At 65.8% G+C, this 18664-nt stretch carries 11 protein-coding genes and 3 rRNA genes; all 14 read right to left on the reverse strand.

Annotated features, from left to right (window positions below):
- Positions 1–30: 30 nt before the first annotated feature.
- Entirely contained in the window at positions 31–1683 is a 1653-nt protein-coding gene (locus FHR32_RS32250; RefSeq protein ID WP_184758689.1) for a hypothetical protein, read from the reverse strand.
- A 377-nt stretch (positions 1684–2060) separates the two neighbouring features.
- A 5S ribosomal RNA gene (gene rrf / locus FHR32_RS32255) occupies positions 2061–2177 on the reverse strand.
- A 137-nt stretch (positions 2178–2314) separates the two neighbouring features.
- Positions 2315–5444, reverse strand: a 23S ribosomal RNA gene (locus tag FHR32_RS32260).
- 378 nt (positions 5445–5822) lie between these two features.
- A 16S ribosomal RNA gene (locus tag FHR32_RS32265) occupies positions 5823–7344 on the reverse strand.
- Together the 16S, 23S and 5S rRNA genes form the textbook arrangement of a ribosomal RNA operon.
- 659 nt (positions 7345–8003) lie before the next feature.
- Positions 8004–9272, reverse strand: coding sequence for a tyrosine--tRNA ligase (gene tyrS, locus FHR32_RS32270; RefSeq protein ID WP_184758295.1), 1269 nt, complete (start codon positions 9270–9272; stop codon positions 8004–8006).
- 131 nt (positions 9273–9403) lie between these two features.
- Positions 9404–10054, reverse strand: a complete 651-nt coding sequence (locus tag FHR32_RS32275) for a DNA-3-methyladenine glycosylase (protein ID WP_184758296.1) — start codon at positions 10052–10054, stop codon at positions 9404–9406.
- Entirely contained in the window at positions 10054–11472 is a 1419-nt protein-coding gene (gene argH / locus FHR32_RS32280) for an argininosuccinate lyase (protein ID WP_312882803.1), read from the reverse strand. Before argH ends, FHR32_RS32275 begins: the two co-directional genes overlap by 1 nt.
- A 41-nt stretch (positions 11473–11513) precedes the next feature.
- Positions 11514–12713, reverse strand: coding sequence for an argininosuccinate synthase (locus FHR32_RS32285; protein WP_184758297.1), 1200 nt, complete (start codon positions 12711–12713; stop codon positions 11514–11516).
- A 68-nt stretch (positions 12714–12781) separates the two neighbouring features.
- Positions 12782–13285 (reverse strand): arginine repressor, encoded by a 504-nt coding sequence (locus FHR32_RS32290; RefSeq protein WP_184758298.1) that lies wholly within the window; start codon positions 13283–13285, stop codon positions 12782–12784.
- Positions 13282–14295: an ornithine carbamoyltransferase gene (gene argF / locus FHR32_RS32295; protein ID WP_184758299.1), complete on the reverse strand. Its 1014-nt coding sequence runs from the start codon at positions 14293–14295 to the stop codon at positions 13282–13284. Before argF ends, FHR32_RS32290 begins: the two co-directional genes overlap by 4 nt.
- Positions 14288–15490, reverse strand: a complete 1203-nt coding sequence (locus FHR32_RS32300; protein WP_184758300.1) for an acetylornithine transaminase — start codon at positions 15488–15490, stop codon at positions 14288–14290. The genes argF and FHR32_RS32300 overlap by 8 nt, the downstream gene beginning before the upstream one ends.
- Positions 15490–16470, reverse strand: a complete 981-nt coding sequence (gene argB / locus FHR32_RS32305; protein WP_184758301.1) for an acetylglutamate kinase — start codon at positions 16468–16470, stop codon at positions 15490–15492. Before argB ends, FHR32_RS32300 begins: the two co-directional genes overlap by 1 nt.
- Entirely contained in the window at positions 16467–17621 is a 1155-nt protein-coding gene (gene argJ, locus FHR32_RS32310; protein WP_184758302.1) for a bifunctional glutamate N-acetyltransferase/amino-acid acetyltransferase ArgJ, read from the reverse strand. The genes argB and argJ overlap by 4 nt, the downstream gene beginning before the upstream one ends.
- Positions 17618–18640: an N-acetyl-gamma-glutamyl-phosphate reductase gene (gene argC / locus FHR32_RS32315; RefSeq protein WP_184758303.1), complete on the reverse strand. Its 1023-nt coding sequence runs from the start codon at positions 18638–18640 to the stop codon at positions 17618–17620. Before argC ends, argJ begins: the two co-directional genes overlap by 4 nt.
- Positions 18641–18664 lie beyond the last annotated feature (24 nt).

Consider the following 18664-nt stretch of genomic DNA (forward strand, 5'->3'; position numbering starts at 1 on the left):
CGCGCTCAGCTGCCACGAGGTGGCGAGAGATTAGATCAGCGAGATCGAGCGGGAGGGAACGCAGCTCTTCGCGGACGTCCTTGTCGAGCTCTTCCGCGGTGATGTCCGGAGCGAGAGGAGGCAGATCCTCGCGTTCACGGCTCGGGGCCTCATCGCGGCCGGCGGGCTGATCGTCCCGACTGTATCGGGTACGGGAACCGTCGCCTTCACCACGGAATCCACCATCGCGGTCACCGTAGGAACGACGCTCACCACCACCCGGACGGTCGTCACGGTTGAACGGCGGACGCCCACCACGGTCATCGCGGTTGAACGGACGGCGCTCTCCCTGATCACGCGAACCGTACTGGCTGCGCGCCTGGTCACGATCACCGTAGGAACGACGCTCACCACCATCACGCGGCCCCGAGGGACGCTGACCGCCACCGGAACGGTCGTCACGGTTGAACGGCGGACGCCCACCACGGTCATCGCGGTTGAACGGACGGCGCTCTCCCTGATCACGCGAACCGTACTGGCTGCGCGCCTGGTCACGATCACCGTAGGAACGACGCTCACCACCATCACGCGGCCCCGAGGGACGCTGACCGCCACCGGAACGGTCATCGCGGTTGAACGGCGGACGCCCACCACGGTCATCGCGGTTGAACGGACGGCGCTCTCCCTGATCACGCGAACCGTACTGGCTGCGCGCCTGGTCACGATCACCGTAGGAACGACGCTCACCACCATCACGCGGCCCCGAGGGACGCTGACCGCCACCGGAACGGTCATCGCGGTTGAACGGCGGACGCCCACCACGGTCATCGCGGTTGAACGGACGGCGCTCTCCCTGATCACGCGAACCGTACTGGCTGCGCGCCTGGTCACGATCACCGTAGGAACGACGCTCACCACCATCACGCGGCCCCGAGGGACGCTGACCGCCACCGGAACGGTCATCGCGGTTGAACGGCGGACGCCCACCACCATCGCGGTCACCGTAGGAACGACGCTCACCACCACCCGGACGGTCGTCACGGTTGAACGGCGGACGCCCACCACGGTCATCGCGGTTGAACGGACGGCGCTCTCCCTGATCACGCGAACCGTACTGGCTGCGCGCCTGGTCACGATCACCGTAGGAACGACGCTCACCACCATCACGCGGCCCCGAGGGACGCTGACCGCCACCGGAACGGTCATCGCGGTTGAACGGCGGACGCCCACCACCATCGCGGTCACCGTAGGAACGACGCTCACCACCACCCGGACGGTCGTCACGGTTGAACGGCGGACGCCCACCACGGTCATCGCGGTTGAACGGACGGCGCTCTCCCTGATCACGCGAACCGTACTGGCTGCGCGCCTGGTCACGATCACCGTAGGAACGACGCTCACCACCATCACGCGGCCCCGAGGGACGCTGACCGCCACCGGAACGGTCATCGCGGTTGAACGGCGGACGCCCACCACCATCGCGGTCACCGTAGGAACGACGCTCACCACCACGGTTGTCGCGGTAGCCACCAGCTGGGCGATCGCCACGATCGCGGGAACCGTACGAACCACCTGAGCGCTCTTCACGGCGCTCGCCATATCGGGGACCGTCGCCCGGACGCCCCCTGCCGCCACCAGCGCGGTAGCCCCCCTGCCCGCCAGATCCGCGGTTCTCGCCTTCGTCGCGCCGGCCCGCGCCGTCACGCCCATTATCACTGTTCACTTCTGGTCCATTCGTTTGCTCACTCGGCGAGCGCGTCCCGTCTTTTAGACGGATGGGACGATTCGCTGTGCGGGCGGTCTCCGGCCGCGGGGTGCGCCCCGTTCGCTATCGCTGCCCCGCCCTATCGTGGTCTGGCGCGACGAAGGCCACCCGCGTGGGGATGGCCCGGCCTCTCCAGCCTAGCAAGCCCCTCAAAGTCCATACGCCTTCTGCTTCACACCCAGGGTGATCACCTCATCGATAGCCCCGATTCGATCAAGATCGGAGCTATCCCGATAATCCCAAAAAGGTACTCCTGAGGGCATGCGGCCGGGAAACAGAAAAGGCCACCCCGAAGGATGGCCTTTCCCAAAAGATTGTCCGGCGGCGACCTACTCTCCCACACCGTCCCCGGTGCAGTACCATCGGCGCTGAAGAGCTTAACTTCCGGGTTCGGAATGTAACCGGGTGTTTCCCCTTCGCCATAACCGCCGTAACACTATGAAACTATCAAACACACAACGGTGCCTGCTGTTTCAGAATTGCATAGTGGACGCGGGCAACAACCCTGGCTTCGCGCTGCTCCGGACCCGGCGAAGGGACAGAGCGCTGCAGAAACCAAGCTTATGCTTTGTGGTCAAGTCCTCGGCCTATTAGTACCGGTCAGCTCCACACGTTACCATGCTTCCACCTCCGGCCTATCAACCCAATCGTCTATTGGGAGCCTTACCCACTCTCATGGTGGGAGACCTCATCTCAAGGCGAGCTTCCCGCTTAGATGCTTTCAGCGGTTATCCCTTCCGAACGTAGCCAACCAGCCGTGCTCCTGGCGGAACAACTGGCACACCAGAGGTTCGTCCGTCCCGGTCCTCTCGTACTAGGGACAGCTCCTTTCAAGTCTCCTGCGCGCGCAGCGGATAGGGACCGAACTGTCTCGCGACGTTCTAAACCCAGCTCGCGTACCGCTTTAATGGGCGAACAGCCCAACCCTTGGGACCTACTCCAGCCCCAGGATGCGACGAGCCGACATCGAGGTGCCAAACCATCCCGTCGATATGGACTCTTGGGGAAGATCAGCCTGTTATCCCCGGGGTACCTTTTAGCCGTTGAGCGACGGCGCTTCCACAAGCCACCGCCGGATCACTAGTCCCAGCTTTCGCTCCTGCTCGACCCGTCGGTCTCACAGTCAAGCTCCCTTGTGCACTTACACTCGACACCTGATTGCCAACCAGGCTGAGGGAACCTTTGGGCGCCTCCGTTACTCTTTAGGAGGCAACCGCCCCAGTTAAACTACCCACCAGACACTGTCCCTGATCCGGATCACGGACCGAAGTTAGACGTTCAAAACGACCAGAGTGGTATTTCACCAATGACTCCACCACCACTAGCGTAGCGGCTTCACCGTCTCCCACCTATCCTACACAAGACGTTCCAAACGCCAATGTCAAGCTATAGTGAAGGTCCCGGGGTCTTTCCGTCCTGCTGCGCGTAACGAGCATCTTTACTCGTAGTGCAATTTCGCCGGGTCTGCGGTTGAGACAGCGGGGAAGTCGTTACGCCATTCGTGCAGGTCGGAACTTACCCGACAAGGAATTTCGCTACCTTAGGATGGTTATAGTTACCACCGCCGTTTACTGGCGCTTAAGTTCTCAGCTTCGCCACCCCGAAAGACAGCTAACCGGTCCCCTTAACGTTCCAGCACCGGGCAGGCGTCAGTCCGTATACATCGTCTTACGACTTCGCACGGACCTGTGTTTTTAGTAAACAGTCGCTTCCCCCTGGCCTCTGCGACCCCCACCAGCTCCGAGTGCAAGACTCATCACCAGCGAAGGCCCCCCTTCTCCCGAAGTTACGGGGGCAATTTGCCGAGTTCCTTAACCACAGTTCACCCGATCGCCTTGGTATTCTCTACCTGACCACCTGAGTCGGTTTCGGGTACGGGCCGCCACGACACTCACTAGAGGCTTTTCTCGGCAGCATAGGATCACCCACTTCGCCACAATCGGCTCGGCATCACATCTCAGGATACACAAGAGGCGGATTTACCTACCTCTCTCCCTACATGCTTACCCCAGGACTACCATCGCCTGGGCTGGGCTACCTTCCTGCGTCACCCCATCGCTTACCTACTACCAGATCAGGCCAGGCGTTCAGCCTCACCCACACCCCGAAGGGCGTCAGGGACTTAAGGACCCTTAGTATCACTGGATTCAGTATTGGCGCATCGCAGCGGGTACGGGAATATCAACCCGTTGTCCATCGACTACGCCTGTCGGCCTCGCCTTAGGTCCCGACTTACCCTGGGCGGATTAGCCTGGCCCAGGAACCCTTGGTCATCCGGCGCAGAAGTTTCTCACTTCTGATTCGCTACTCATGCCTGCATTCTCACTCGCACAGCCTCCACAACTAGATCACTCTGCTGCTTCGCCGGCTGCACGACGCTCCCCTACCCATCCACACACCTAGACAGACAAGCTGCCAAGCTAACATGTGAATGCCACGACTTCGGCGGTGTACTTGAGCCCCGCTACATTGTCGGCGCGGAATCACTTGACCAGTGAGCTATTACGCACTCTTTCAAGGATGGCTGCTTCTAAGCCAACCTCCTGGTTGTCACTGCGACTCCACATCCTTTCCCACTTAGCACACGCTTAGGGGCCTTAGTCGGTGGTCTGGGCTGTTTCCCTCTCGACTACGGAGCTTATCCCCCGCAGTCTCACTGCTGCGCTCTCACTTACCGGCATTCGGAGTTTGGCTGACGTCAGTAACCTTGTCGGGCCCATTAGCCATCCAGTGCTCTACCTCCGGCAAGAAACACGCAACGCTGCACCTAAATGCATTTCGGGGAGAACCAGCTATCACGGAGTTTGATTGGCCTTTCACCCCTAAACACAGGTCATCCCCCAGGTTTTCAACCCTGGTGGGTTCGGTCCTCCACGCGGTCTTACCCGCGCTTCAACCTGCCCATGCCTAGATCACTCCGCTTCGGGTCTACAGCATGCGACTCAAACGCCCTATTCAGACTCGCTTTCGCTACGGCTACCCCACACGGGTTAACCTCGCCACACACCATAACTCGCAGGCTCATTCTTCAAAAGGCACGCAGTCACATCACAGACGTCCGAAAACGTCTACGCTCCTACGGCTTGTAGGCACACGGTTTCAGGTACTATTTCACGACCCCTCACCGGGGCGCTTTTCACCTTTCCCTCACGGTACTTGTTCACTATCGGTCATCAGGGAGTATTTAGGCTTACCAGGTGGTCCTGGCAGATTCACACAGGATTTCTCGGGCCCCGTGCTACTTGGGATCCCCTCAAACAGTCGACAAGATTTCGCCTACCCGGCTCTCACGGTCTACGGCGCAACTTCCCAGAAGCTTCGACTATCCCATCGATTTCTCACTGTCTGGAGAAACGGCAGCTCCCCCCAGAGGGTCCCACAACCCCGCACACGCAACGCCTGCCGGCTATCACACGCATACGGTTTAGCCTGATCCGCTTTCGCTCACCACTACTCACGGAATCACTAAATTGTTTTCTCTTCCTACGGGTACTGAGATGTTTCACTTCCCCGCGTTACCACCAACCGCCCTATACATTCAGACGGAGGCAACACCACATGACTGGTGCTAGGTTTCCCCATTCGGACATCCCCGGATCAAAGTCAGGTTGGCGACTCCCCGGGGCTTAACGCAGCCTCCCACGTCCTTCATCGGCTCCTGATGCCAAGGCATCCACCGTGTGCCCTAAAAAACTTGGCCACAAAGATGCTCGCGTCCACTATGCAAATCTCAAACAACAGACAGCAACCAAACCCACCCCACCACCAACACCCATCACCCGATGAGCTGGTCTGGCAGGAGGCCGGCCCCGCACGAGGTCAAACAGACAGCAAACCCGCCACAGCGGGCCCGCCTCAATGTCCGTTTCCTCAGGACCCAACAGTGTGTTCAACCAGCCCGAACCCCCGACACCCCGTTCCCACTCCCTCCACGAAGAGGGCGGTACTAGCGGCCCGGCGACCCGGTCCGGCTGACTAGCCAGTGCTCCACTAATGAGCGCGCCGAGCGTGGAACGTTCGCCCACGGACACGGCATGAACCACAGACCACCACGTGGCCTGCAGCCGATGCTCCTTAGAAAGGAGGTGATCCAGCCGCACCTTCCGGTACGGCTACCTTGTTACGACTTCGTCCCAATCGCCAGCCCCACCTTCGACCGCTCCCCCCAGCAAGCTGGTTGGGCCACGGGCTTCGGGTGTTGCCGACTTTCGTGACGTGACGGGCGGTGTGTACAAGGCCCGGGAACGTATTCACCGCAGCGTTGCTGATCTGCGATTACTAGCGACTCCGACTTCATGGGGTCGAGTTGCAGACCCCAATCCGAACTGAGACCGGCTTTTTGGGATTCGCTCCACCTCACGGTATCGCAACCCTCTGTACCGGCCATTGTAGCATGTTTGCAGCCCAAGACATAAGGGGCATGATGACTTGACGTCATCCCCACCTTCCTCCGAGTTGACCCCGGCAGTCTCCAATGAGTCCCCACCACCCCGAAGAGCGTGCTGGCAACATTGAACAAGGGTTGCGCTCGTTGCGGGACTTAACCCAACATCTCACGACACGAGCTGACGACAGCCATGCACCACCTGTCACCCGATCCGAAGAGGCACCCATCTCTGAGTGTTTCCGGGCGATGTCAAGCCTTGGTAAGGTTCTTCGCGTTGCGTCGAATTAAGCAACATGCTCCGCCGCTTGTGCGGGCCCCCGTCAATTCCTTTGAGTTTTAGCCTTGCGGCCGTACTCCCCAGGCGGGGCGCTTAATGCGTTAGCTACGGCGCGGAAACCGTGGAAGGTCCCCACACCTAGCGCCCAACGTTTACAGCGTGGACTACCAGGGTATCTAATCCTGTTCGCTCCCCACGCTTTCGCTCCTCAGCGTCAGGTAAGGCCCAGAGAACCGCCTTCGCCACCGGTGTTCCTCCTGATATCTGCGCATTTCACCGCTACACCAGGAATTCCGTTCTCCCCTACCTACCTCTAGCCAGCCCGTATCGAATGCAGACCTGGAGTTAAGCCCCAAGCTTTCACACCCGACGTGACAAGCCACCTACGAGCTCTTTACGCCCAATAATTCCGGACAACGCTTGCGCCCTACGTATTACCGCGGCTGCTGGCACGTAGTTAGCCGGCGCTTCTTCTGCAGGTACACGTCAACTTCGTCCCTGCTGAAAGAGGTTTACAACCCGAAGGCCGTCATCCCCCACGCGGCGTCGCTGCGTCAGGCTTTCGCCCATTGCGCAATATTCCCCACTGCTGCCTCCCGTAGGAGTCTGGGCCGTGTCTCAGTCCCAGTGTGGCCGGTCGCCCTCTCAGGCCGGCTACCCGTCGTCGCCTTGGTAGGCCGTTACCCCACCAACAAGCTGATAGGCCGCGAGTCCATCCCCAACCGAAAAAACTTTCCACCACCATCCCATGCGAGAAGTGGTCGTATCCGGTATTAGACCCAGTTTCCCGGGCTTATCCCAGAGTCAGGGGCAGGTTACTCACGTGTTACTCACCCGTTCGCCGCTCGAGTACCCCGAAGGGCCTTTCCGCTCGACTTGCATGTGTTAAGCACGCCGCCAGCGTTCGTCCTGAGCCAGGATCAAACTCTCCAAACAATGTTTGAGAAGTTTCTCCCGGCTGAAAGCACCCGCATCAACATGCGGATGTATCAACCAAAGGAATCCGTCCTCCCACCACAGGCGGGTCGGACGGGGTTGTGCTTCATGCACTGGCTTTTAACACACTGTTGAGTTCTCAAGAAACGGACGCGTTCTCCGTCACCGTTACCTTGCGGTCTCGGCTCCGGGGCGTTCCGTTCGTTATTTCAATCTTAGCCCGTCCGTTGCGCTTGTGTCAAACAGCTTGTTTTGAGCTACTTGTCACAAGACGGTCAAGTCTTGCTAAGATTTTCCATACCCCCCCTCGGGGGCAACCCTCTAAACTTACCTAAACATTTCGGCAGCGTCAAATCGACCAGAATTTGGTGATCTTCACGGGAGCCGGAAGCTGAGATCCGTTCAGTGGGGTTCGGCCCCGGGACTCGTCCGCCGATCCGGCGTCCGTCTCGCTCCTGAGGCATTGAGAATGCTAGGCGGCCTTCAGGACCTCGTCAAATCAGCCGTATCCGAAGGGATCGCAGGTCAGCGACGAGCTTGCAGGGAGCCTGATCTCTTCGCTACCCGAACGTTATCGAACCAACAACGGACGCCCCGGCCAGAGGCCGGGGCGTCCGTTGTACAGACCGGGATCAACCGCACACCATGTGCGTGAAAGATCAAGAAGCGATGACCTCGACACCGCCGATGGAGCGCTTGCCGCGGCGCAGCACCAGGAAACGGCCGTGCAACAGGTCGTCGGCCGAGGGCACATAGGCCTCATCCGTGATCTTCACGTTGTTGAGGTACGCACCGCCCTCCTTGACCGCGCGGCGGGCGGCGGACTTCGACTCCACCAGTCCACTCTCGGCAAGCAGTTCGACGAACGAGGCCCCCAGTGCGGGGACCTCGGCACGCGGCACCTCGGCAAGTGCCTCCCCCAGCGTCCGGGCGGGCAGGTCGTCCAGCGAGCCCTGACCGAACAGGGCCGCCGAGGCCGCGACCACTGCGGCGCACTCCTCGGTGCCGTGCAGCAGTGTGGTGAACTCCGTCGCGAGCGCGCGCTGGGCCTCCCGCGCGGCGGGCCGCTCGGCGGCCGCCTTCTCCAGCTCCTCGATCTCCTCACGGGACTTGAAGCTGTAGATCTTGAGGAACTTCACGACGTCACGGTCGTCCGCGTTGAGCCAGAACTGGTAGAACGCGTACGGCGAGGTCATCTCCGGGTTGAGCCATACCGCACCGCCGGCCGTCTTGCCGAATTTCGTCCCGTCGGTCTTGGTGATCAACGGCACGGTCAGCGCGTGCACGTGCTTACCGGTCACCCTGCGGATCAGATCGGTTCCGGCGGTGATGTTGCCCCACTGGTCGCTGCCGCCGATCTGCAATGTGCAGTCGTGCCGCCTGTTCAGCTCCAGGTAATCGTTGGCCTGCAGGATCTGGTAGCTGAACTCGGTGTAGCTGAGCCCGTCGCCGCCGAGGCGGGCTGAGACCGACTCCCGGGCGAGCATGCGATTGATCGGGAAGTGCTTGCCGACGTCACGCAGGAAGTCGATCGCGGACATGCCCTCGGTCCAGTCGAGGTTGCTGACCAGGATCCCCCCGGTCTCTTCGGAGAAGTCGAGGAACTTCTCCAGCTGGACGCGGATCCGCGCGACCCATTCGGCGACGACCTCGGAGGAGTTGAGCGAGCGCTCGGTGCTCCGGCCGCTGGGATCACCGATCAGGCCGGTCGCACCGCCCACCAGGCCGACGACCCGGTGACCTGCCCGCTGCAGACGGGTGAGGGTCAGCAGGGGGACCAGGTTGCCGACGTGAAGCGAGGGCGCGGTCGGGTCGAACCCGCAATAGACCGTGATCGGACCCTCGGCCATCGCCGCACGCAGGGCGTCGATGTCGGTGGACTGCGCGATCAGGCCGCGCCAGGCGAGGTCATCCAGAATGTCGGTCACGATCCTTGCTTTCCAATGCTCGAAGGGACAATTGTCGCTCCCGTACAGCCTGCCCGATCACAGCACCACCGCGCCACTCATAACCCTTTTCACGCCCGGACGACCAGCGCGAACGGGCGGGCAGCAGGAATTCATCGGCGGCGCGGGACGTGTGGCCGGTACGGCGAGACGGTGGGGTCGGCGGCGATCCAGAAACGCCAGGGGGTCTCCTGCCCCGACGAGACTCCGGTGCGCGGCCCCGACATGATCGCCCCAGGCTTGGGAGGATCGCCTTCCAGCACGCCGACCGGACCGGGAGGGCAGACGTCGAGCCCGTCGTGTTCCCGGGTGAAGCCGAGTGCCACGGCCAGGCGTGCGGGCCCGCGTGCGAGGTCGCGTGCGGTGACGGTGCGGCCGGCACCCGCCGTCCGGCGGGCCAGGGCGACCTCGGCTCCGGCGACCACCTCGCCGGCTCGCAACAGCACGCCCGATCCCACCCCTTCGGGGAGACAGACGAGGTTGGCGCAGAAGTGCATGCCGTACGTGAAGTAGACGTACAGATGCCCCGGCGGCCCGAACATCACCGCGTTACGCGGGGTGCGGCCCCGGTATGTGTGGGAGGCGGGGTCCTCTCCGGGCATGCCGTACGCCTCGACTTCGGTGAGGCGGACCGACACCGGACCGTGGGAGATCACCCGTCCCAGGAGGTCGGGAGCGACCTCGGGGCCGGGCCGGTCGAAGAACTCCCGTGTCAGAGGCGCGGACCCGGCGGGCAGGTGCCCGCCGAGTCCGTCTGCCCACATCAGTTCCCGCTCGCCCAGGTGGCCTGGGCGTCGACGGTCTCGCGCAGCTCGGCGAGCTGGTCACGGACCCGGTCGGGGGCCGTGCCGCCATGTGCCTTACGGGCCGCCAGTGCGCCCGGCACCGAGAGCACCTCGCGCGAATCAGGGGTGAAGTGCGGCGAGACCTTGGCGAGCTCATCGTCGGTGAGCTCGCCGAAGTCCTTGTCGTTGACCTGGCACCAGACCACCAGGTGGCCGACCGCCTCGTGCGCCTCGCGGAACGGGACACCCCTGCGGACCAGCAGTTCGGCCAGGTCGGTGGCCAGCGCGAACCCGTCGGGGGCCGAGGCCTCCAGCTTGGCGGTGTTGACGCGCATGGTGGCGACCAGTCCGGCCACGGCGGGAAGGACCAGCAGCAGGGTGTCGACGGAGTCGAACACCGGCTCCTTGTCCTCCTGCAGGTCGCGGTTGTAGGTCAGCGGAAGGCCCTTGAGGGTCGTCAGCAACGACACGAGGTTGCCGATGAGACGGCCGCTCTTACCCCGTGCGAGCTCTGCGACGTCCGGGTTCTTCTTCTGCGGCATGATCGACGAGCCGGTGGAGTAGGCGTCGTCCATCTCGATCCAGCGGAACTCCTGTGAGGCCCACAGGACGATCTCCTCGCCCAGCCGCGACAGGTGCATGCCGATCATGGCCGCGTCGAAGAGGAACTCCGCGGCGAAGTCACGGTCGGCGACCGCGTCCATCGAGTTGGGCGCGGCGGAGTCGAAGCCGAGCTCCCTGGCCACGGCCTGCGGGTCCAGTGGCAGCGACGATCCGGCGAGCGCGCCGGATCCGAGCGGGGAGACGGCCGCCCGCCTGTCCCAGTCACGCAGCCGCTCGACGTCGCGGGCGAAGGCGTGCACGTGGGCCAGGAGCTGGTGGCCGAAGGAGACGGGCTGGGCGTGCTGCAGGTGGGTCATTCCGGGAGCGGCCGTCTCGGCGTGCTCCTCGGCCTGGCTCATCAGCGCGGTCTCCAGCTCGACGAGCCGGGAGACGATGTGCCTGACGTGGTCGCGGAGGTAGAGGCGGAGGTCGGTGGCCACCTGGTCGTTGCGGCTACGGCCCGCGCGGAGCTTGCCGCCGAGCGTGCCCAGGCGCTCCAGCAGGCCGCGTTCCAGCGCGGTATGGACATCCTCGTCGGCCACGGTCGGCCGGAACTCACCCGCCTTGCAGGCCCGATCGAGGTCGTCCAGGGCTGCGATCATGCGCCCCAGCTCCTCCTCGGTGAGCAGCCCGGCGCGGTGCAGCACGCGGGCGTGCGCGCGCGAGGCGAGCAGATCGTACGGCACGAGCCGCCAGTCGAAGTGCACGCTCACCGAGAGCCTGGTCAGCGCGTCGGCCGGCCCTCCCTCGAACCGGCCGCCCCACAGCCGCATCGGCTTACCACCATCAGTCACCGTTGTTCTCCCTCCCAGTTCAATCCGCGACCATAGCCCAATCAGGCCAGTCGGGCGTCCCGGGCGGCCGCGATCTTCGAAGGCAGGCTCCACAGCTCGACGAAGCCCTTGGCGAGTGACTGGTCGAAGGTGTCGCCGGTGTCGTAGGTGGCGAGGTTGAAGTCGTACAGCGAGGCTTCGGAGCGGCGGCCGGTTACCGTGGCCCTGCCGCCGTGCAGGGTCATCCGGATCTCGCCGGTGACGTGCTGCTGGGCCTCGGCGATGAAGACGTCCAGGGCCTTCTTCAGCGGGGAGAACCAGAGGCCGTCGTAGACGAGCTCGCCCCAGCGCTGGTCCACCGACCGCTTGAACCGGGCGAGATCCCGCTCGACGGTGACGTTCTCCAGCTCCATGTGGGCGGTGATCAGCGCGATGGCGCCGGGCGCCTCGTAGACCTCGCGGGACTTGATGCCGACGAGCCGGTCCTCCACCATGTCGAGGCGGCCCACGCCCTGGGCGCCGGCGCGCTGGTTCAGCTCGGAGATGATCTGGAACGGGGTCAGGTGCCGCCCGTCCAGTGCCACCGGGACACCCTTGACGAAACTGACGATGACCTCGTCGGCCTCGCGCGGCTGGGACGGGTCGGCGGTGTAGGAGTAGACCTCTTCGGTGGGGCCGTTCCAGACGTCCTCGAGGAAGCCGGTCTCGACGGCCCGCCCCCAGATGTTCTGGTCGATCGAGAAGGGGTTCTTCTTGGTGGTCTCGATCGGGAGACCCTTCTCCTCGGCGTAGGCGATCGCCTTGTCCCGGGTCCATGCGTAGTCGCGGGCCGGGGCGATGACCTTGACCTCGGGGAAGAGCGCGGCCAGGCCGGCCTCGAACCGGACCTGGTCGTTGCCCTTACCGGTGCAGCCGTGCGAGACGTGCGTGCCGCCGAACTCCTTGGCCGCGGCCGCCAGGTGCTTGACGATCAGCGGCCGCGACAGCGCTGAAACCAGCGGGTAACGGTCCATGTAGAGGGCGTTGGCCTGCAGGGCGGGCACGCAGAAGTCGGCGGCGAACTCCTCGCGGGCGTCCACGACGACGGACTCGACGGCGCCGCAGTCGATGGCCCGCTTGCGGATGATCTCCATGTCCTCGCCGCCCTGGCCGACGTCGACGGCCACGGCGATGACTTCGGCGCCGGTCTTCTCGGCGAGGAAGGGAATGGCAACGGAGGTGTCGAGGCCGCCGGAGAAGGCGAGTACGACTCGGTCAGTCATGATCAGTTTCTCCAAAGTCTTTTTTCATCACAGGTGTGGAAGGAGCTGGTATGGCCCGCCGGAGCGGGCTAGATACGTCGGTCCGCGTGCCGGAGCAGGGCCTCCGCGACCATCTCTCCGCCCATCGGGTCCCGGCTGATGACGAGGATCGTGTCGTCTCCGGCCACCGTGCCGAGGATGGACTTCCAGTCGGCGTGGTCGATGGCGGAGGCGAGGAACTGGGCGGCACCCGGCGGCGTGCGGACGATCACCAGGTTGGCGGACGCCTCGGCGGAGACGAGCAGCTCCTCGGCGAGCCTGCCGAGCCGGGCGGCCGGCGTCTCGCCGCCGCCGAGCCGGGTCAGCGGGATTCGGCCACCGCCCTCGCCCGGGAGGGCGTAGACCAGCGAGCCGTCCTCCGCGCGCAGCTTGAGCGCGCCGAGTTCGTCCAGGTCCCTGGAGAGGGTGGCCTGGGTGACCTCCACCCCGCTCTCCAGCAGGAGCTTGGCGAGTTCGGGCTGGGAGCGGACCGGCTGCCGCTGCAGGAGGTCGGCGATCCGCGCCTGGCGGGCGACCTTGGTCATGGGAATCATCGGGTGGCCTCTTCTGCGGGCCTCATGACAAGCGTGCCACGCGCGTCGGCGCCCGCTGCGCGCCGGGGCGCCGAGATCAGCCAGTGCAGCAGGGCCTTCTGAGCGTGCAGCCGGTTCTCTGCCTGGTCCCACACCAGGCTCTGCGGCCCGTCGAGGACGTCGGCGGATATCTCCAGGCCGCGGTAGGCGGGCAGGCAGTGCAGCACGATCGAGCCGGGGGCCGCCCGGCTCATCAGGTCGGCGTCGACCTGGAAGGGGCTCAGGTCGGCGACCCGCTGCTCCTTGCCGTCCTGGCCCATCGAGACCCAGGTGTCGGTGGCGATCACGTCCGCGCCGGCGGCGGCCGTGCCCGCGTCGGGCAGCACGGCGACCGATCCGCCGGTCTGCGCGGCGATCTCACCGGCCCGCCGCAGGATCTCCGGATCGGGCTGGTATCCGGCCGGGGTGCCGATCCGCACGTGCATGCCGGCGACGGCTCCGCCGAGCAGGTAGGAGTGGGCCATGTTGTTGGCGCCGTCTCCGAGATAGGCCAGGGTGAGGCCTGCGGTCCTGCCGAAGTGCTCCCTGACGGTCTGCAGGTCGGCAAGGATCTGGCAGGGGTGGAACGCGTCGGTGAGCGCGTTCACCACCGGCACGGAGGACGCGGAGGCCATGGCCTCGATCCTCTCCTGTCCCGAGGTCCGCCACACGATGGCGCCGACCTGGCGCTCCAGGACTCGGGCGGTGTCCTCGATGGACTCGCCGCGGCCCATCTGCGACGATCCGGCGTCGATGACCAGGGGCAGGCCGCCAAGCTCGCCGACTCCGGCGGAGAAGGAGACCCGGGTCCTGGTGGACGGCTTGTCGAAGATCAGGGCGACGGTCCGCGGGCCGTCGAAGGGCCGGTAGCCGTAGCGGTCCTTCTTCATGGCCTCCGCCAGCTCGAGCACCTCGGCCTGCTCGGCCGGCGACAGGTCGTCGTCCCGGAGGAAGTGCCTGCTCTGCGGGGAGTCCACGCTGTTCTCAGTCATTGGCGGCCTCGTCGAGGATGGTGGGGAGCGCGGACACGAAGGTGGTGAGCTGTTCGGAGGTGGTCACCAGCGGGGGGGCCAGTCGTACCGCGTCGGGCTGGAGGGCGTTGACCAGGAAACCGGCCTTCTGCGCCGCCGCCTGGACCCGCGCGGAACGGTCTCCGGTCAGCACGACGGCCAGCCACAGACCCCGGCCGCGGACACCGGCCAGCAGGGGGTGGTCGATCGCGGCGATGCCCTCGGCGAACCGCGCGCCGGCGCTCCGGACGTGTTCCAGCAGGCCGTCCTTGTCGATCGTGTCGAGTACGGCGAGCGCGGCTGCGGCGGAGACGGGATTGCCACCGAAGGTGGAGCCGTGGTCGCCCTTGGCGAAGATCGTGCCCGCCGCGCCGAAGCCGACGCAGGCGCCGATCGGCATGCCGCCGCCGAGCCCCTTGGCGAGGGTCAGCACGTCGGGCACGACCCCCTCGTGCTGGTGGGCGAACCAGTGGCCGGTACGGCCGATGGCGGACTGGATCTCGTCGGCGACCAGCAGTGCGCCGGTGGCGTCGCAGATCTCCCTGGCCGCCGTGAAGTATCCCCCGGGTGGGGGAACGACCCCTGCCTCGCCCTGGGTGGGCTCCAGGAAGAGCGCGGCGCAGTCGTCGGTGACTGCGTTCTTCAGCGCGTCGGCGTCGCCGTACGGGACGAATCTGACGTCTACCGGGAAGGGGCCGAACTGGTCGCGGATCGACGGCTTTCCGGTCAGCGAGAGCGCTCCGAGGGTCCGCCCGTGGAAGGCGTTCTCGGCGGCCACGACATAGCCGCGACCGTTGGTCTTGCCGTATTTGATGGCGAGTTTGAGAGCGGCTTCGTTGGCCTCGGTGCCCGAGTTGGTGAGGAACACCCTGGCCGGGGCGCCGAGCAGGCCGAGCAGCCGTTCGGCGAGCAGCACCTCCGGCTCGTGCAGGAACAGGTTGCTGGTGTGCGCGAGCGTGGCGACCTGCCGGGAGACGGCCTCCACCAGTGCCGGGTGGGCGTGGCCGAGGGAGCTGACGGCGATGCCGCCGATCAGGTCGAGATATTCCCGGCCGTCGACGTCCCAGACCTTCGAACCCTCGCCGCGCGCCAGCGCCACCGGGGGCACGCCGTAGGTGGGCATGAAGGCGGCCTCGAAGCGCTCGCTGAGGGCTTCTGAGGCGGGTCGCTCGGACATCACTTGTCGCTCCCGTTCAGCTGGATGGTGGCGGTCAGCCGCCGGTTGACCAGGTACGGTACGGCCGGCACGCTCGCGGCGTCCGGCAGCACCATGGTTCCGATGCCCTCGTCGGTGAAGATCTCCAGCAGCACCGAGTGGGGCACCCTGCCGTCGAGCACGTGCGCCTGGGGCACGCCGCCCTGGACGGCGGTCAGGCAGGCCTCCATCTTGGGCACCATGCCGCTGGACAGGCCGGGCAGGAGTGCGTCGAGCTCCGTGGCGGACAGCTGCCTGATGACCTGGGCGCCGTCGTCTCCGGCACCGGGGCGCCAGTCACGGTAGAGACCCTCGACATCGGTGAGGACGATCAGCTTGGACGCCTGGAGCGCCACGGCCAGGGCGGCGGCGGCGGTGTCGGCGTTGACGTTGTAGACGGTGCCGTCGTCACTGCGCGCGATCGAGGAGATCACCGGGATCCGCCCGTCGTCCAGGAGCGCCTGCACTGCCCCGGCCTCGACGTTGACGATGTCGCCGACCTGGCCGATGTCGACCTGGGCGCCGTCGACGACGGCGTGCTTGCGGACCGCGGTGAACAGGTGGGCGTCCTCGCCCGACATGCCGATCGCGAACGGCCCGTGCCGGTTGATCAGGCCGACCACGTCCCGGTTGACCTGGCCGACCAGGACCATCCTGACGACCTGCATGGCCTCGGGGGTGGTGACGCGGAGTCCGGCGGTGAAGGTGGACTCGATGCCGAGTCTGTCGAGCTGGGCGTTGATCTGCGGGCCGCCTCCGTGCACGATCACCGGTTTGAGCCCGGCGTAGCGCAGGAAGACGACGTCGGCGGCGAACTTCTCCCGCAGATGCTCCTCGGTCATCGCGTTGCCGCCGTATTTGATGACGACGGTCGCGCCGTTGAACCGGGCGAGCCAGGGCAGCGCCTCGATCAGCGTGTGCGCCTTGGCCAGCGCCTCGTCGGTCTCCGTGTCGGGCCTCATGAGGAGTACGCCGAGTTCTCGTGGACGTAGGCCGCGGTGAGGTCCGTGGTGTGGATCGTCGCCGAGTGCGGGCCGGCCGACAGGTCGATGGTGATCGTCACGTCGCGGGGGCGCAGGTCCACCTTGGAGCGGTCGTCCCCGGCTGCGCCGCCCCTGCAGATCCAGATGCCGTTGATGGCCACGTTGAGCCGGTCGGCCTCGAAGACGGCGTCGGTGGTGCCGACGGCCGACAGCACCCGGCCCCAGTTGGGGTCCTCTCCGTGGATGGCGCACTTGAGGAGATTCGACCGGGAAACGGTACGGCCGACCAGGACCGCGTCCTCCTCCGACGCGGCGCCGACCACCTCGATGGCGATCGCCTTGGTGGCGCCCTCGGCGTCCACCAGAAGCTGGCGGGCGAGATCGGCGCAGACGACGCGGACCACCTGCTCGAACTCGTCGAGGTCGGGGGTGAGGCCGGACGCACCGCTGGCCAGCAGCAGGACGGTGTCGTTGGTGGACATGCAGCCGTCGGCGTCGAGCCGGTCGAAGGTGACGGCGGTCGCCCTGCGGAGCACCGTGTCGAGCTGCTCGGCGGACAGGTCGGCGTCGGTGGTGATCACGCAGAGCATGGTGGCCAGGCCGGGGGCGAGCATGCCCGCGCCCTTGGCCATGCCGCCGACCATGTAGCCTCCCTCGCCCCGCCTGAAGGAGATCTTGGAGACGGTGTCGGTGGTGCGGATGGCGTCGGCGGCGGCCAGGCCGCCGTCCCTGCTGATCTGGGAGACGGCGAGGTCCACCCCGCTCAGCAGGGCCTCCATCGGCAGCCGTTCGCCGATCAGGCCGGTGGAGCAGACGGCGATCTCGCCCGCCGAGTCGTTCAGTGCCTCGGCGACCTTCTCCGCGGTGGCGTGGGTGTCCTGGAACCCGAGCGGACCGGTGCAGGCGTTGGCGCCGCCGGAGTTGAGGACGACCGCGTGGACCCGGCCTCCGGCCAGCACCTGCTCCGACCAGAGCACCGGCGCGGCTCTGACGCGATTGACCGTGAAGACGCCCGCCGCGGCGCGCGAAGGGCCGTCGTTGACGACGAGTGCCAGGTCGCGGGTGTCACCGGACTTGATTCCGGCGGCGACTCCCGCTGCCCGGAAGCCGAGGGGTGCGGTCACGCTCATGGGGCAACTCCATTGAGAGGAAGGCCGAGCTCTTCTGGCAGGCCGAGTGCGAGGTTGGCGCTCTGGATCGCGCCTCCCGCGGTGCCTTTGGTCAGGTTGTCGATGGCGATGACGGCGACGACGCGTCCGGCGCGCTCGTCGAGGGTGACCTGGAGGGCGGCGGTGTTGGCGCCCAGGGTCATCGAGGTCGCGGGCCAGACCCCCTCCGGCAGCAGCCGCAGGAACGGCTCGTCCTTGGTCGCGGTCTCGTAGGCCTCGCGCAGGACCTGCGCGGTGGTGCCGGGTCTGACCGGCGCCGTGCAGGTGGCGAGGATGCCGCGGCTCATCGGGGCCAGCATGGGGGTGAAGGAGACCTTCACCGGCTCACCCGCCAGCGGGGAGAGGTTCTGCTCCATCTCGGGGATGTGCCGGTGGACGCCGCCGACGCCGTAGGCGCTGACCGAGCCCATCACCTCACTGCCCAGCAGGTTCGGTTTGAGCGACTTGCCCGCCCCGCTGGTCCCGGTGGCGGCGACCACGACCACGTCGGGCCCGGCGAGGCCGGCGGCGAAGGCGGGGAACAGGGCCAGGGTGACGGCCGTCGGATAGCACCCGGGGACGGCGATCCTCCTGGTCGCGCGGAGCCTGTCGCGCTGACCGGGCAGCTCGGGCAGCCCGTACGGCCAGGTGCCCGCGTGGGTGCCGCCGTAGAAGCGGTCCCAGGCCACGGGGTCGGTGAGCCGGAAGTCGGCGCCGCAGTCGACGACGAGAGTGTCCTCGCCGAGCTCCGCGGCGACGACCGCGGACCGGCCGTGCGGGAGGGCGAGGAAGACGATGTCGTGACCGGCGAGGGTGTCGGCCGTGGTGTCCCCCAGGATCCGGTCCGCCAGCGGGGCCAGGTGGGGCTGGTGTGCGCCAAGAGGGGAACCGGCGCTGGAACCCGCGGTCAGCGCGCCGATCTCGATCTCGGGGTGGGACAGCAGCAGGCGTAGCAGCTCGCCCCCGGCATAGCCACTGGCACCCGCGATCGCCGCTCTCATCCGTCCCCCCGCTGCATAATCATG

Source organism: Streptosporangium album, from assembly GCF_014203795.1.
In the GTDB taxonomy this organism is placed as follows: domain Bacteria; phylum Actinomycetota; class Actinomycetes; order Streptosporangiales; family Streptosporangiaceae; genus Streptosporangium; species Streptosporangium album.